Origin of the sequence: Streptomyces sp. NPDC101225 (assembly GCF_044767585.1) — a bacterium.
GTDB lineage: Bacteria > Actinomycetota > Actinomycetes > Streptomycetales > Streptomycetaceae > Streptomyces.
The window spans coordinates 69,487-84,979 of sequence record NZ_JBIWOE010000001.1 but is presented as its reverse complement, the minus strand read 5'-3'; the positions used below and the strand labels follow the sequence as shown (position 1 = coordinate 84,979).

Annotated in this window: 14 protein-coding genes; 5 read left to right on the top strand and 9 right to left on the bottom strand. The window is 73.0% G+C overall.

All coding sequences use genetic code 11. The annotated features are described in order from the left end of the window. Window positions 1–28: 28 nt before the first annotated feature. Window positions 29–676, bottom strand: a complete 648-nt coding sequence (locus ACIRPX_RS00350; protein ID WP_404187015.1) for an alpha-ketoglutarate-dependent dioxygenase AlkB family protein — start codon at window positions 674–676, stop codon at window positions 29–31. A gap of 67 nt (window positions 677–743) precedes the next feature. Here ACIRPX_RS00350 and ACIRPX_RS00345 point away from each other — a divergent pair, with 67 nt between their 5' ends. Then, window positions 744–1,910 carry a methyltransferase gene (locus ACIRPX_RS00345; protein ID WP_404187484.1) on the top strand — a complete coding sequence of 389 codons (1,167 nt, stop codon included), beginning with the start codon at window positions 744–746 and terminating at the stop codon, window positions 1,908–1,910. Here the strand turns inward: ACIRPX_RS00345 and ACIRPX_RS00340 are convergent. Both ACIRPX_RS00340 and ACIRPX_RS00335 read right to left on the bottom strand, forming a co-directional pair. After that, window positions 1,867–2,739 (bottom strand): ketose-bisphosphate aldolase, encoded by an 873-nt coding sequence (locus tag ACIRPX_RS00340; protein ID WP_404187014.1) that lies wholly within the window; start codon window positions 2,737–2,739, stop codon window positions 1,867–1,869. The genes ACIRPX_RS00345 and ACIRPX_RS00340 overlap by 44 nt on opposite strands. 33 nt (window positions 2,740–2,772) lie before the next feature. Further along, entirely contained in the window at window positions 2,773–3,654 is an 882-nt protein-coding gene (locus ACIRPX_RS00335; RefSeq protein ID WP_404187013.1) for an SIS domain-containing protein, read from the bottom strand. Between the two features lie 146 nt (window positions 3,655–3,800). Here ACIRPX_RS00335 and ACIRPX_RS00330 point away from each other — a divergent pair, with 146 nt between their 5' ends. The 3 genes from ACIRPX_RS00330 (at window position 3,801) to ACIRPX_RS00320 (ending at window position 7,387) form a co-directional block, all read left to right on the top strand. Further along, the gene (locus ACIRPX_RS00330; RefSeq protein ID WP_404187012.1) at window positions 3,801–4,580 is read left to right on the top strand and encodes a DeoR/GlpR family DNA-binding transcription regulator; all 780 of its coding nucleotides are present in this window, start codon (window positions 3,801–3,803) and stop codon (window positions 4,578–4,580) included. A 187-nt stretch (window positions 4,581–4,767) separates the two neighbouring features. Then, window positions 4,768–6,606, top strand: a complete 1,839-nt coding sequence (locus tag ACIRPX_RS00325) for a glycoside hydrolase family 15 protein (RefSeq protein WP_404187011.1) — start codon at window positions 4,768–4,770, stop codon at window positions 6,604–6,606. Window positions 6,607–6,736: 130 nt separating this feature from the next. After that, window positions 6,737–7,387 carry a hypothetical protein gene (locus ACIRPX_RS00320; protein WP_404187010.1) on the top strand — a complete coding sequence of 217 codons (651 nt, stop codon included), beginning with the start codon at window positions 6,737–6,739 and terminating at the stop codon, window positions 7,385–7,387. Between the two features lie 71 nt (window positions 7,388–7,458). Here ACIRPX_RS00320 and ACIRPX_RS00315 read toward each other — a convergent pair whose 3' ends face one another. From ACIRPX_RS00315 to ACIRPX_RS00290, 6 genes are all read right to left on the bottom strand, one after another. Beyond that, complete coding sequence (locus tag ACIRPX_RS00315; RefSeq protein WP_404187009.1) at window positions 7,459–8,442, bottom strand: S1C family serine protease; 984 nt, start codon at window positions 8,440–8,442, stop codon at window positions 7,459–7,461. 99 nt (window positions 8,443–8,541) lie between these two features. Continuing rightward, on the bottom strand, window positions 8,542–9,657 hold the full coding sequence (locus ACIRPX_RS00310) for a GNAT family N-acetyltransferase (RefSeq protein WP_404187008.1): 1,116 nt from the start codon (window positions 9,655–9,657) through the stop codon (window positions 8,542–8,544). A 681-nt stretch (window positions 9,658–10,338) separates the two neighbouring features. Beyond that, the gene (locus ACIRPX_RS00305; RefSeq protein WP_404187007.1) at window positions 10,339–11,619 is read right to left on the bottom strand and encodes an NAD(P)/FAD-dependent oxidoreductase; all 1,281 of its coding nucleotides are present in this window, start codon (window positions 11,617–11,619) and stop codon (window positions 10,339–10,341) included. Beyond that, a complete protein-coding gene (locus ACIRPX_RS00300; RefSeq protein WP_404187006.1) occupies window positions 11,616–12,410 on the bottom strand; it encodes an amino acid ABC transporter ATP-binding protein in 795 nt (264 codons plus the stop codon). The genes ACIRPX_RS00305 and ACIRPX_RS00300 overlap by 4 nt, the downstream gene beginning before the upstream one ends. Then, window positions 12,407–13,168 carry an amino acid ABC transporter permease gene (locus ACIRPX_RS00295; protein WP_404187005.1) on the bottom strand — a complete coding sequence of 254 codons (762 nt, stop codon included), beginning with the start codon at window positions 13,166–13,168 and terminating at the stop codon, window positions 12,407–12,409. Before ACIRPX_RS00295 ends, ACIRPX_RS00300 begins: the two co-directional genes overlap by 4 nt. 11 nt (window positions 13,169–13,179) lie before the next feature. Continuing rightward, the gene (locus ACIRPX_RS00290; RefSeq protein WP_404187004.1) at window positions 13,180–14,118 is read right to left on the bottom strand and encodes a substrate-binding periplasmic protein; all 939 of its coding nucleotides are present in this window, start codon (window positions 14,116–14,118) and stop codon (window positions 13,180–13,182) included. Window positions 14,119–14,314: 196 nt separating this feature from the next. On the opposite strand from ACIRPX_RS00290, the gene ACIRPX_RS00285 reads away from it, so the two are divergent. Then, window positions 14,315–15,493: a CdaR family transcriptional regulator gene (locus tag ACIRPX_RS00285; protein WP_404187003.1), complete on the top strand. Its 1,179-nt coding sequence runs from the start codon at window positions 14,315–14,317 to the stop codon at window positions 15,491–15,493.

The following is a 15,493-nucleotide window of genomic DNA, read 5'->3' as shown; positions in this document are numbered from 1 at the left end:
AGTCTCCCATGATCCGCTGGTGCGCCGGCTACCGGCCGCTGACTCTCAGGGTGATGTTCAGACGTCCCGTCAGCCCCAGAGCGGGCGGTGCGGTGCCCGGCCGCACCTTCGGCACGCCGTGGTACGCGAGCCGCGACGGTCCGCCGAACACGAACAGGTCGCCGCTGCGCAGCTCCACGTCGGTGTAGGGCCGGGCGCGCGTCTCGGGGTTGCCGAAGCGGAAGACGCAGGTGTCGCCGAGGCTGAGCGACACCACCGGGGCGTCCGACCGCTCGTCGCCGTCACGGTGCATGCCCATGCGGGCGTCGCCGTCGTAGAAGTTGACGAGCGCGATGTCGTACGGCGGCGTCGGCCCGGGGTCGCCCAGGGCGTCCCGCACCGCGCGGCGGCCCAGTTCGCCCAGCCAGTCGGGGAACGGTTTCACGGGCGCGCCGTCGCCGTCGGCGACCGTGCGCGCGTAGCCGTACGGATACCAGTGCCAGCCCAGGCAGACCTGCCGGGCGGTCATCGTGCCGCCGCCGGGGGTGCGGACCGTGCGCAGGCCGGCCGGCGGCCGGGCCCACGCGCGGCAGGCCCCGAGCAGCGTGCGCTGTTCCCGCGCGTCCAGCCAGCCGGGCGCGTGCACCGCGCCCGGCGCGACCTCCGTACGCTCGCGGGGGAACAGTCCGGCGTCCATGCGTCCATCCTCCCCCACCGGCCGTGAGCTGCGGCTCGGCTAGCCTGGGCACACGATGAACGACCGTATGACGACGCCGTGGGGCGAGCCCGCCCTGACGCGATTCCCCGAGGACCCGCGCGACCGGCTGCGTGCCTGGGACGCCTCCGACGAGTACCTCCTGCGCCACCTCGCGGACGAGGACGTCCCGCTGTCCGGCACGGTCGTGGTCCTCGGCGACCGCTGGGGCGCGCTGGTCACGGCGCTCGCGGCGCACCGGCCGGTGCAGATCACCGATTCCTTCCTCGCGCAGGAGGCGACCCGGGCGAACCTGGAGCGGGCCGGTGTCCGCCCCGGTGCCGTCCGCCTGCTGACCACGCAGGACCCGCCGCCCGAGCGGATCGACGTCCTGCTGGTGCGGGTGCCGAAGACGCTGGCACTGCTGGAGGACCAGCTCCTGCGGCTGGCGCCCGCGGTGCACGAGGGCACGGTCGTCGTGGGCACCGGGATGGTCAAGGAGATCCACACCTCCACGCTCCAGCTCTTCGAGCGGATTCTGGGGCCGACCCGCACCTCGCTCGCCGAGCGGAAGGCGCGGCTGATCTTCTGCACGCCCCGGCCCTCGCTCGACCGGCCCGCCAATCCGTGGCCGTACGCCTACACGCTGCCCGACGGGGTCGGCGCGGTCTCGGGACGCACGGTCGTCAACCATGCGGGCGTCTTCTGCGCCGACCGCCTCGACATCGGCACCCGCTTCTTCCTTCGGCACCTGCCGGCCGGGCGCCCCGGGCTGCGGGTGGTGGACCTGGGCTGCGGCAACGGCGTGGTCGGTACGGCGGTGGCGCTGGCCGACCCGGCGGCCGAGGTGCTGTTCGTGGACGAGTCGTTCCAGGCCGTGGCCTCGGCGCAGGCGACGTACAGGGCGAACGGGGTGCCGGGGCACGCGGAGTTCCGGGTCGGCGACGGGCTGGCGGGGGTGCCTGCCGGGAGTGTCGACCTGGTGCTCAGCAATCCGCCCTTCCACTCGCACCAGGTGACGACCGACGCGACGGCGTGGCGGATGTTCACCGGGGCGCGGCGTGTGCTGCGCCCCGGCGGTGAGCTGTGGGTGATCGGCAACCGGCATCTGGGCTACCACGTGAAGCTGCGCAAGGTGTTCGGCAACAGCCGGCTGGTCGCCGGCGACCCGAAGTTCGTGGTGCTGAAGGCCGTCAGGCGTGAGCGGGCCGCGGGGGGCGGGCGAGGGTCGCGATGACCGCGGTCACCGCCCCCACCATCGCCTCCCTCGCCACGCCCAGGTACGTCCGTGAGTCGACCACGTCGGGGTGCTCGGCCAGGAACTCCCTGATCGCGCCCGTCATGGCCAGGTTGAGGGCGGTGCCGACGTTCACCTTGGCGACGCCGCCCGCGACCGCGGCGGCGAGTTCGCCGTCCGGTACTCCGGAGGAGCCGTGCAGGACGAGCGGCACGTCCAGGGCGGCGGCGAGCCGTCCGAGGAGGTCGTGGTCGAGGGTGGCGGTGCGGGTGGTCATGGCGTGCGTGCTGCCGACGGCGACCGCGAGGGCGTCCACGCCGGAGTCGGCGACGAAGGCGCGGGCCTCGGCCGGGTCGGTGCGGGCGCCGGGTGCGTGGGCGTCCAGCGGGGGCTCGCCCGTCTTGCCGCCGACCTGCCCCAACTCGGCCTCGATCCACAGGCCTTGGGCGTGCGCCCAGGTGGCGGCGGCCCGGGTCGCGGCGAGGTTCTGCGCGTAGGGCAGGCGGGCCGCGTCGTACATCACGGAGCTGAATCCGGCGTCCGCGGCCTCGCGCAGCAGGTCGTCGCTCTGGACGTGGTCGAGGTGCAGGGCGACCGGGACGGCGGCGCGTTCGGCGGCGGCGACGGCCGCGCGGGCGAGCGGGAGCAGGCGTCCGCAGCGGAACCTGACCGCGTTCTCGCTGACCTGGAGGACGACGGCGGCCCGCGCGGACTCGGCGCCGGCGACGACCGCCTCCACGTGCTCCAGGGTGATGACGTTGAAGGCGGCGACGGCGGAGCGCCCGGCGGCGGCGCGGGTGACGAGTTCACCGGTGGTGACGAGGGGCACGGCTTCTCCTTCGGACAGGCACCTCGGGGCGCGTCAGGGCGTGAGGATCACCGAGCGGGTGAGGTGGCGGGGCCGGTCGGGGTCGAGGCCGCGGGCCGCGGCGACGGCGACCGCGAGGCGGTGGACCCGGACCAGTTCGGCCAGCGGGTCGAGTCCGCCCGCGATCCACAGTCCGCCGGTGGCGCGCACCTGCTCGGCCAGGCCCTCGGGAGCGTCGCCGAGCATCCAGGTCGCCGTGCCCTCGGTGGTGATGCTGATCGGGCCGTGCCGGTACTCCATCGCCGGGTAGGACTCCGTCCAGGCGAGTGAGGCCTCGCGCATCTTCAGGCCGGCCTCGTTGGCCAGGCCCACCGTCCAGCCCCGGCCCAGGAAGGTGAACTGCGTACTGTCGACGAGCCGTTCGGGCAGCGGGTCCGCGAGGGCGGTGCGGCCGTCGTCGACCACGGCGTCGGTGTGCAGGCCGAGATGGGCGCGCAGCAGGGTGAGGGCGGTGGTGGCGAACCGCGTCTGCACGACCGACCGTTCGTCCGCGAAGTCGAGCACGACGACGTCGTCGGCCGCCCGCATGACGGGGGTCCGCGGGTCGGCGGTGATCGCGACCGTGCGGGTGTGTCCGGTCAACTGCCCCAGCAGGTCGAGGACTTCGGTGGTGGTGCCGGAGCGGGTGAGGGCGACCACGCGGTCGTACGGACGGCCGGCGGGGAACTCCGAGGCGGCGAAGGCGTCCGTCTCGCCCAGCCCCGCGCCCTCGCGCAGCACGGCGGCCGCCTGCGCCATGAAGTAGGAGGTGCCGCATCCGACGATCGCGACCCGCTCGCCGGGCGCCGGAAGCGCCTCGCGGTGCCGCTGCGCCTCCCCCGCGGCCCGTGTCCAGCACGCGGGCTGGCTGGTCAGCTCGTCCTCGACATGGGTCATGCCGGGCCCTCCCTCGATGTGAGCCGCCCCGTGCGGCCGCTTGCTTGTTTCTGCAAGATACAGCGCCATTTCGAGCACAATCAAGCATCGGGCCGGGGGCGGTGTGCGCTAGGGTCGCCGGGAGATCGAGGAACGGGAGGGTGGGCATGTCGCGGGACGCCCGCTGGAAGGCCCTGCTGGAGCTGCTCGTCGAGCGCGGCCGGCTGGACGTCGAGGAGGCCGCCGCCGAGCTGGAGGTCTCCTCCGCGACCATCCGGCGCGACTTCGACCAGCTCGCCGAGCAGCAGATGCTCGTCCGCACCCGGGGCGGCGCGGTCGTGCACGGGGTCTCGTACGAGCTGCCGCTGCGCTACAAGACCGCCCGGCACCCCTCCGAGAAGCAGCGGATCGCCAAGGCGGTGGCCGACCTCGTCGCCCCCGGTGAGGCGGTCGGGCTGACCGGCGGCACCACCACCACCGAGGTGGCACGCGCGCTGGCCGTGCGCAGTGATCTCGCCTCCGGCCCGCCGGCGCTCACCGTCGTCACGAACGCGCTCAACATCGCCAACGAGCTCGCCGTACGGCCCCAGTTCAAGATCGTGGTGACCGGCGGGGTGGCGCGTCCGCAGTCGTACGAGCTCATCGGGCCGCTCGCGGACGGCGTGCTCGGCCAGATCACCGTCGACGTGGCCGTGCTGGGCGTCGTCGCCTTCGACGCCGTGCACGGAGCCGCCGCGCACGACGAGGCGGAGGCCGCGATCAACCGGCTGCTGTGCGAGCGCGCCGAGCGCGTGATCGTCGCCGCCGACTCCAGCAAGCTGGGCCGGCGGGCCTTCGCGCGGATCTGCGGGGCCGGCGCGGTGGACACGCTCGTGACCGACTCGGGGGCCGGCGCGGAGGAGGTGCGCCGGTTCGAGGAGGCGGGCCTGACCGTCCTCACGGTCTGACACCAGCGCCGCCACGGTCCGGCGCGGGCCGCCCCACCTGCCGCGTTCCCCGCGCTCCCCGGCCCGGATCCGCCCGGTGCCGTGGCCGGAAGGGTCTGCCGGCAAGCTCGCGGCGTCCGGCGAACGCTGCCGGTCGCAACACGCCCTAGGCTGAGGGCGGGATGCGCGGCGGGTCAGGGAGGCTGTGATGGGTGCAGGAACGACCGACGAGGACGCTGCCGGGTCCGGCCCGCGCTATCTGCCGATCGCGGAACACGGACTGATCGGTGATCTGCGCAGCGTGGCCCTGGTGGGCACGGACGGCACGATCGACTGGTACTGCTGCCCCGCCTTCGACGCGCCGAGCATCTTCGGGGCGATCCTGGACGCGGAGCGCGGCGGGTCCTTCGAACTGGCGGCCTCCGTCCCGGCGCGGACCAAGCAGTTCTACTTCCCGGACACGAACGTGCTGATCACCCGGTTCTTCACCGAGGACGGCGTCGGTGAGGTGCAGGACTTCATGCCGGTCGACGGCGGGGACGTGGAGGCGGATCGGCACCGCCTGATCCGGCGGGTGATGTGCGTACGCGGCTCCCTCCCCTTCCGCACCCGCGTCGCCCCGCGGTTCGACTACGGCACCCGCACGCACACCGTGCGCATGGCCGGCGAGGTGGCCGTCTTCGAGGCCGACGGACTGTCCCTCGCACTGACCTCGACCGTGCCCCTGGAGGTCCAAGGGCCGGACGTGCGGGCCGACTTCAAGCTCTCCGAGGGCGAGACGGCGGTGTTCGCGCTGGACCAGGTCGGCGGCGACCTGGAGCCGCGCCGGTGCGCTAAGGCGGAGGCCGAGGAGCAGTTCGGGACCACGGTGGCGTACTGGCGCCGCTGGCTGTCCGCCTCCAAGTACCGTGGCCGGTGGCGGGAGATGGTGCACCGCTCCGCCCTCACGCTGAAACTGCTCACCTACGCGCCCACGGGCGCGATCGTGGCGGCGCCGACGACCAGCCTGCCCGAGCAGCTGGGCGGCGAACGCAACTGGGACTACCGCTACGTGTGGGTGCGCGACGCGGCCTTCTGCGTCTACGCGCTGCTGCGGCTCGGGTTCTCCGACGAGGCCGAGGCGTTCATGAAGTTCGTGACCCGGCACGTCAGCCCGGGTGACGGCAGGCCCTCCGGTCCGCTGCAGATCATGTACGGCATCGACGGCCGCACCGACCTCACGGAGACCGAACTCGGCCATCTGGAGGGGCATCAGGGTTCCGCCCCGGTCCGGGTCGGCAACGCCGCCGCCGACCAGCTCCAGCTGGACATCTACGGCGCGCTCATCGACTCGATCTACCTGTACGACAAGTGGGCCAAGCCCGTCTCCAGCGCCCAGTGGGACGACGTGTGCGCACTGGTGGAGTGGGTGTGCGCCCACTGGGACCAGCCCGACGAGGGGATCTGGGAGACGCGCGGCGGGCGCAAGAACTTCCTGTACTCGCGGCTGATGTGCTGGGTGGCCATCGAGCGGGCCATCCGTATGGCCAACCGGCGCGGCCTGCCCGCCGACGTGCCCCGCTGGCGCGCGTGCCGCGACACGATCTACCGGCGGATCATGACGAAGGGCTGGTCCGAGACCCGGCAGGCGTTCGTCCAGCACGAGGACGGTGACGTCCTGGACGCGGCCGTGCTGATGATGCCCCTGACGAAGTTCATCGCACCCACCGACCCCAAGTGGCTGTCCACCCTCGACGCCCTCACCCACGACCTGGTGTCCGACTCCCTGGTCTACCGCTACGACCCGCTCACCAGCCCCGACGGGCTGCGCGGCGACGAAGGCACCTTCTCCATCTGCTCGTTCTGGTACGTCGAGGCCATGGTGCACGCCGGGCGCGTCGACGAGGCGCGGCTCGCCTTCGAGAAGATGCTCACCTACGCCAACCATCTCGGCCTGTACGCCGAGGAGATCAGCCACACCGGTGAGCAGCAGGGCAACTTCCCGCAGGCGTTCACCCATCTCGCGCTCATCAGCGCCGCGTTCAATCTGGACAAGGCCCTGGGCTGAGGGGGTGTCGCCGGGTACACCCGGCATCCGGTGCCCAGGCCCAGCGACGCCGGACCCCTGAGCCGGAAGGATTCCCGGTGTCGGCGAACGCCGGCACGGACATCCACCTCACCGACTCGGGGGACCACCCATGAACGAGATCTTCGCCCGGCGCCTGACAGGTGCGGCCGGCATCGCCGGCGCGGCCGCGCTCATCGTCGAAGTGCCGTTGTACTTCGTCTACTCGGGCCCGCCGACGGACGCGAACGTGCTCGCCCGGCTGCTGATCGGCATCGTCGCCCTCGCCTTCCTGGTCGTGTTCGTGACGGCCTTCCGCGAACTGGTCAGGCACGCGAGCCCCGCCTGCGAATGGGCCGGTTCGATCGCCTTCGCCACCGGACTCGTCTACGCCACGATCACCCTCGTCTCCTCCGGGCTGGAGGCGGGCGCGGTCATCGCCACCGACCACCGGATCGACCCGACCATCGCGGTGAACGGCACGTACATCCTCTACGGTTCGATCTCCCGGCTGATGCTGGCGTTCTTCCTGACGGCGGTGGGCGTCGCCGTCAGCCGCGCGAACCTGCTGCCGCGCTGGGTGGGACGGTCGGCCTACGTGCTCGCGGCCGTCAACCTCGTCTTCGTGCCGTCCCTGTTCTTCGGCAACACCCCCGCGCACTTCTACGCGGCGAACGGCTGGGGCACCACGGCCCTGATGGGCGCGATCCTCAGCTACTGGCTGCTGGCCGTGAGCATCTCCACGTACCGCAGCGCGAGCCGCCGGGTGCCGGCCGGCGCGTAGTGCGGATGCGGGTCACCGGGTGGGCGGGGCGGCCGAGGGCCGTCCCGCCCACCGGCGCGCCCGCTTCGGTCTCACTCGTCCGCGACCAGCTCCACGGGCACCGCGACGACGTCCACGAGCGCGCCGGAGCGCAGGGCCGTCAGGGACAGCGGCCGCCCGATGGCGTCCTCGAGCATCAGCCGCTGCAGTGCCTGGGCACCGGTCACCGGGGTGCCGCCGGCGGTGAGCAGCAGATCGCCGTCCCGCAGACCGGCGCGGGCCGCGGGCGAGCCGGGCACGACCTCGATGATCCTGAGTCCCGTGGACCGGCCGGTGCGGGCCTGGAGCGGCGGCGGCAGCGGTGCGGGGATGCCGGCGAGACCGAGATGGGCGCGACGGACCCGGCCGTCGGAGAGCAGGGCCGCGATGATCTGCCGGCTGGTGCCGTTGACCGGGATGGCCAGGCCCAGGCCGACGTCGGCGATGGCCGTGCTGATGCCGACGACCCTGCCGTCGGCCGTGGCGAGCGCACCGCCCGAGCTGCCCGGGTGGAGGGTGGCGTCGGTCTGGACGACGTCGTCGATGACGCGCGTGGCCCGGCCCGCACTGGCCGGCAGCGACCGGCCCAGCGCGCTGACGACACCGGCGGTGACACTGCCGGCCAGCCCGAGCGGGTTGCCCACCGCCACGACCAGCTGCCCCACCCGCAGCGTGTCGGCCTCGCCGAGCGCGGCCGGGGGTGGAGTGGGTCCGTCGGCGCGGACCACGGCGAGATCGGAGAGCGGGTCGGCGCCGATCACGTGGAAGGGGGTGGTCGTGCCGTCGGCGAAGGATGCCGTCCCGGCGTCGGCGTGCCCGACGACATGGGCGTTCGTGAGGAGGAAGCCGTCGTCGGTGAAGACGACCGCGGAGCCGCTTCCCCTGACGAATCCTCCCCTGGAGCGGCGGTGCGCGACGTTCACCGCCGCCACTTTCGGCGTGAGCTCGGCGGCGACCGACGTGACGGTCTGCGAGTAGGAGTCGAGCGCGGCCTGCTCCCTGCCGGAGCGGTCGGGCCCGGAAAGTGTGGTGGCCACGAGTCGACCTTTCCGCTTGCCCAAGGGCGTGCATTACATGCTTACACCCTTGCGGGGCAGACGGAGAGGACTTCGCTGCGGGCTGACGGCGGCGCGCGGTCAGCGGGCGCGGGGCCCCTCGGCGCCGGGGTCCGGCCGTCTCGACGTACGCACCGCGCCGACCGTCTTCAGCAGCCGGTCGGCGGGTGCGCGCAGTCCGGGATGGGCGTTCACCGTGTTCCGCAGCCCCCGCACGGGTCTGCGCCACAGCTGGTGGGCGGCCGCGACCGGGTGGGGCCGGGTGGCGAATCCTTCCGCCACGCGCAGCTCCCGGGTCTTCAGCCAGTCCTTGTACTCCTTGTCGCCGCGTCCCAGGTCCAGCAGCGTCACGCCGTGCCGGGCCGCCGCCTCGGCGGTGCGCAGATGCATGATCAGTCCGGGTGAGTAGCGGTGGAACTCGGGGTCGTACGCGGTGAACCAGGCGGCCAGCACCGTGCGCGAGCGGGGCCCGAAGTGGGCCGCGACCGGGCGGTCACCGGCGTAGAGCACCGACAGGACGCCCGTGAAGTGCTCCTCGCGGACCTGGTGGAGATGGTGCACGAGGTCCACGATCCACGGCCGCGCGAACCGGTCCATCCGGCCCGTTCTGCGGTACTGCGCGGACTTCCACCGCATGAGCCGGCGCAGCATCCGCGGATCACGCTCGTCGAACTCGAAGCGCACCTCGCCCACGTCGCGCCCGAGGCGGCGCTCCTTCTTCAGCGTGGTCTTGGAGAGGCCCGGGTAGGCGCCGCGCAGCCAGGGCTCGTACCCGCTCTCGTCGGGCTTGAGATCGATGACGGGGGAGGCGAACAGGCCCGTGGCGTACCGGCCGAACGGCTTCTGCTCCTCGACGAGATGGTCGAACTCGAAGACGGACAGCCTGCATGCCTTCAGCAGGTCCTGGGCGTCCCAGGTGCATCCGGGGCGGTGCACGAGCGCCTGGCAGTCGGAGAGGCCGAGGCCGACGGCACGGCCGACGCCGAAGGCGTTGCGCTCGTAGGGGAGGAAGCCGACGGGCTCACCGCCCTCGCGCAGGACCGCGATCCGTGTCCCGGCGCGGTACCTGCCGATCCCGGTCGCGAACTCCGGCGCCAGAAAAGGATTGGCGTATTCCGGAGACTCGTCCATCGCCGTGTGCCATGCCGCCCGCAGTGCGGCGGTCAGCTCGTCGGCTCTGTGGATCGTGACGTCCACGTCAGATCATCCGCCCTTCCGCAGGCTCCGTGAGGGACGTCCCGACCGCGGCGCAGGCCGATTGAGCATATGGATCCCTGTTCGTCGATCGCATCGGCGATCGCTCCCCCCGTGACGTCCCCCCGCGGCGCGCTCTCCGCCGCGGATCAAACCTGGCGAAACAGTACGCATGTTGTCAAGAGTGCCTGCCTCAACAAAGACCGCACTGTGACGAGGGGCCTGGATCCGGCCGGATCGATGCCCCGTCGCGCGAGGGACGGGAAACCGTCGGCCGGGTGGGGCCGCCCGCCGCGGGTGCCCTCGTCCCCACCACCGCCCCTCCCCAATCCGCCCTGCGGAGGGGCGAGATGAGCGACGACGGGGCCAGGACCCGACGCGACCTCGGACCATGCGCCCGGCGCGAACCAGGAGAGCACTCCCGTCACCACGGCGCGCCCGGCGCGCGTCACGAGTGAATCCGCGTTGCCGCTGGGGGAGTTGATGAACGAGTCACCTTGACCACCCCCCTCCGCCCCAGCACGATGTGCGCCACCCGAGAGCCCTCTCACGCGAAGTGCCACCGACGCCGAGGAGACCGGACATGGCCGAGACCGGCCGTCGGACGATCACCGGGCCGGGCCGGGCCGGCCGCGGCCCACGGCCTGGTACCTGCCGGCGGCGGCCGGCGCGAACCCGCCGGGCTCACACCGAGGCGCCGCGCGGGTGCAGCCGGTCGAAGCGGAACGGCGCCAGGGCGCCGGGACGGCGGCCGGTGCGGACGTACTCGCCCAGTGTGCGGCCGGTGACCGGGCCGAGCGTGACACCGAGCATGCCGTGTCCGGTCGCCACGAAGGCGTTGGCGTGGCCGGGGACCCGGTCGATGACGGGGAGGCCGTCGGGCAGGAACGGCCGGCCGCCTACCCAGGGGTCGCGGATCAGACCGACCAGGTCGTCCGGGTCGTCGAACCAGCGCCCCAGGTAGTGGCGGCTGGCGAGGGCGACGGCGACGACGCGGCGCCAGTCGAGGCGGTTGTTGTTTCCGCTGAGTTCCATCGTCCCGCCGATCCGTGTCGTGCCGCCGATCGGCGAGGCGACCGCCCGGCGTTCGCCGAAGTACAGCGTGTGCCGGGGAGCGGGGTCGAGGTCGACCGAGAAGCTGTAGCCCTTGCCCGCCTGGAGCGGCAAGCGGTGCCCGAGGGCGCCGAGCAGGCCGGAGGAGCGCACGCCGGCCGCGATCACCACGGCGTCGCACGGCATCTCCCCCACGTCCGTGCGGACGGCGGTGACATGGTCCCGCGAGGTGCTGAACCCCACCGCCTCCGCGTTCTCGTGGACCTTCACCCCGGCCGCGGTGAGGGCCTGCCCGAGCGCGCGGGCGAACGCCTCCGGGTCGACGACCCCCTCCCCTTCGACGAGGTAGGCCGCGCGCACCCCGGACGACAGCGCGTCGTCCAGCAGCCTGGCCCCGTCCCCGGTGGTGACGTCGTCGGGCAGCGGGTAGCGGCCGTCGGCCATCTCCCGTTGCACGGCGAGATGGTGGCGGGCCTCGGCGGCGGAGAGGAAGGCGTGCACCATCCCGGGCCGGGTCAGCGTGGTGTCGACGCCCGCCTCCCGCAGGCCGTCGAAGAGGCCGAAGGTGGTGCGGTTCAGCTCGGCGATCGCCGCGTAGCCGCGCCGGAAGACGGCGGGCGTGCTGCTGCGCCAGAACCGCCACAGCCACCGTGCGAACGCCGGGTCGGGCAGCGGCCGCAGATACAGGGGCGAGTCCGGGCGGCCCAGTGAGCGCAGCGCGTACCGGACGACTCCGGGCGCCGGGACCGGTGTGGAGTGGCTCAGGCAGACCCAGCCGGCGTTGCCCCGGGACGCTCCGGAGCCCAGGCCGCGCCGTTCGACGACCTCCACCGCGACGCCTGCCTCGGCGAGGTAGTACGCGGTGCACAGGCCCACGACACCGCCGCCGAGCACCACCACGGGCGCGGTCATGAGGCCGGCCCGTACGCGGCGAGGAACTCCCGGGTGCGGGACTGTGCGGGGCGGTCGAGGACGTCCCGCGGTGTCCCCTCCTCCACGATCCGGCCCCCGTCGACGAAGACCACGTGGTCGGACACCTCGCGGGCGAAGGGGAGTTCATGGGTGACCAGCAGCATCGTCATCCCGTCGGCGGCGAGTTCGCGCATCACGCCGAGCACCTCGCGGGTCGCCTCCGGGTCGAGGGAGGAGGTGGGCTCGTCGAAGAGCAGCACCTCCGGGCGCAGCGCCAGCGCCCGTGCGATGGCGACGCGTTGCTGCTCCCCGCCGGAGAGCTGGTCCGGCCGCGCGAGAGCGCGGTGCGCCACCCGGACGCGGCGCAGCAGCGTGACGGCGCGCTCCAGTGCCTCCTGTTCCGGTACACCGGCTCTCCGCTGCGCCAGGACGACGTTCTCCACCGCCGTCAGATGCGGGAAGAGGTGGAAGCGCTGGAAGACCATGCCGACCGTGCGGCGCAGCCCGGGCAGGTCGCGGCAGACGGTCCGCCCGCCGCTGTGCACCACCTCGCCGGCCACCTCCACCGTTCCCCGGTCGGGGCTCTCGAGCAGGTTGACGCAGCGCATCAGGGTCGACTTGCCGCCACCGCTCTGCCCGATGACGCTGACGATGCGGCCGCGGCCGACCTCCAGGTCCAGGTGGTCGAGCACCAGGCGGCCGTCGAAGGACTTGCACAGTCCCTCGATGCGTACGACCGCCTCGGTGCGCGCCGGCCGGGCGGCTGCGGCCGTGAGGGCGGGCCCGGTCATACGGCCGCCTCCTTCGGGTCGGCCGGGGTACCGGCGCCGGGGTCGGCGGTGAGCAGTGCGCGGGCGGCGCGCATCCGGCGCCGCCGCCACGGGGACAGGGGGACGCCCGCGTGGACCTTCCGCTCCAGCAGCAGCAGGAGCTGGGAGAGCGGGTAGCACAGGGCGAAGTAGAGGGCCGCGATGACCAGGTACACCTCCAGGGCCCGGAAGGTGGCCGAGGTGATCAGCCGGCCCTCCGACATCAGCTCGGCGGCGGACACGGTGACCAGCAGCGAGGTGGACTTCAGCAGGTCCACCAGCATGGTGTTGGTGCCGGGCAGTGCCTGCCGGACGGCCTGCGGCAGGACGACGTGGGCGAAGATGCCCGCCCTGCCGAGCCCCAGTGCCTGGCCCGCCTCGGTCTGTCCGGCGGGCACACCGCTGATCGCGGCGCGGAAGATCTCGGAGAGGTAGGCGGCGTAGAAGACGATCAGGCTGAGGCTGCCGGCGGTGAACACGTCCAGCCGGACACCGGCCGAGGCCAGGCCGAAGTAGGTCAGGAAGATGATGGCGAGGAGCGGGACGTTCTTGAAGACCTCGGTGTAGAGGGCGGCGAGGGCCCGGGCGGGCCAGGCCCGGTTCAGCCGCAGCAGCGCCACGGCGAGGCCCAGCAGGACCGCGCCCACGAAGCCGACGAGCGTGTAGGAGAGGGTGCGCCACAACGCGTCGAGCAGGTCGGACCGGTAGTCGGACCAGGGGACTTGGAACAGGCCGGACATGGTCTCTCCTCTCACTCGGCGATGCTCGGCGGGGTCCAGTCGTCCGGCCGGTCCACGCCCCGGCGCGCGGCGGCGACGTCGGGGGACGGCCTGAGGAACTGGTCCGGATCACCGCCGTACTTCCGCACGAGCCTGGTCATCTCGCCGTTCGCGTACATGGCGTCGATCCGCGCGGAGATCGCCCGTTCCAGCGCGGTGGCCTTCCGGGGCAGGTAGAACCCGGTCTGGTAGGGCTGGAAGTACTGGTAGGCGGGCTTGGCCCTGACCTCGGCGGCGGTCGGCGGCGTCGGGTACTCGGTCCTGATCTTCAGCTCGGGGCGCTCCTTCTGCGCGGCGATGATGATCAGCGGGTCGAGGAAGCCGACGTCGACACGGCCGGCGCCGAGGTCGTCGAAGACTCCGGTGGCGTCCGGGTAGGCGTGCAGCGTGGCGCGGGGCACCGCCTGGATGGACTTGACCCAGACATAGCCCTCGACGGTGCCGAGGCTGAGGCCCTTGAGGTCCCCGACGGTCTTGTACGTCCTCGCGCCGCGCACCGCCATCGCCGGCGGCGAGTAGTAGGGCGGGTCGGTGAACAGCCCCTGCTTCTGCCGCTCGGCGGACCAGGCGACACCGCCGACGGTGATGTCCACACGGCGGGACTGCACTCCGGCGAGCATGCCGGCGAAGTCCGTGACCTCCGGTTCGATCCGCAGGCCCAGCTTCCTGGCGACGGCGGTGAGGATGTCGCCGTCCAGGCCGACGATCTTGCCGTCCCGCACGGTGGTGTAGGGCGCGTACGGCTGGACGGCGACCTTGATGACGCCCGGCGTCAGCGTGCCGAGCGCCGCGGTCTTCGCGGAGACGTTCTTCGGGCCGCCGTCGCCGTCCGCACCGCAGGCGGCCACGGTGGACATCAGCATCAGCGCGGACAGAGCGACGGCGAGCGAGCGCACACGGATCATGGGCATGGGCCTTCCGTATCGTCCTGAAGGAGCCCGCCGATCACCGCGATGTGCCCCCGGCGGGGTTCGATTGGGGCCATACGCTAGAGATCGCCCCGCGGTGCGTCATCGTTCACTTCGTACGAACTTGTGGCCGCCGTCGCGCCCGCGCCTGTACGGTGCGTCCATCCCCGGCCCGTACGTCCGAGGGGAGGAACCGCCCGTGCTGAGCCCCTCGCTCGCGCAGGAGATCGCCGGCGACACCACCGCCGTCATCGGCTTCAACGTGCTCATCACCGACGCGGAGGGCATGGTCATCGGCAGCGGCGACAGCAGCCGGGTCGGCAGCTTCCACGAGGCCTCGGTGGAGGTCGTACGCACCCAGGAACCCGCCACGCACGACGCCTCGCAGGCCCAGCGGCTGCGCGGGGTACGCCCGGGCATGACCCTGCCGCTCGTGGCGGGCGGCCAGGCGGTGGGCACGGTCGGGATCACCGGCACGCCCGCCCAGGTGCGCCGCTTCGGGCTGCTGGTGAAGCGCCAGACGGAGATCCTGCTGCGGGAGTCCGTGATGCTGCGCTCCCGGCTGCTCTCGGAGCGCGCGGCCGAGAAGCTCCTCGCCGACATCGCCTCCCACGACCCCCAGGTCGTCGAGGACGACTTCCTCCTCTTCCGTGCCACGGAACTCGGCTTCGACCTCAGGCTGCCGCGGGTGGCCGCCGTCGTCGAGGTGACCGTGCCCGAGGCCGCCGCGCGCCGCCGGGGCCTCCCCCCGCAGGACGTCGCGCTGGTCCGTACCGAACTCCTGCGCACCGTCCGCGAGATCTTCGCCGACCCGCAGGACATCGTCGCCGGCACGGTCCCGGGACGCATCGGCGTCCTGCACCGCTGCGGCGCGCGGCACCGGAGCGAATCCCTGGTCGCCGACTGCCGGCGGGTCGTCGACCTCATCGCCGCGCAGGACGGTCTCGCCGCCCGGGTGGGCGTCGGTGAACCGGCCGACACCGTCGTCGGTCTGCACGACTCGTACCAGGACGCCTGCGACGCGCTGCGGCTGGGCGGACATCCGGCAGGCGGTCCGCCCGTCCACCTCATCGCCGATCTACGGGTCCACCAGGTGCTGGCCGCGGCCGGCCAGTCGGCGCGCAACCGCCTGGTCGACCTGACCACGGCGGACCTGCGCGCCCAGCAGGACTGGCCGGCGCTGCGCGACACCATCACCGCCTGGTGCGAGAGCGGCTTCAACCTCGTGCGGGCCTCCGCCGCCCTGCACATCCACCGCAACACCGTGGTCTACCGCATGAACAAGATCGAGCAGATCACCGGACGGCCGCTGCGCGACCACCGGGCCACGACGGCCCTCTACCTCGCCTGTCTGGCGGAGCGGCTCGGCGGCGACTGA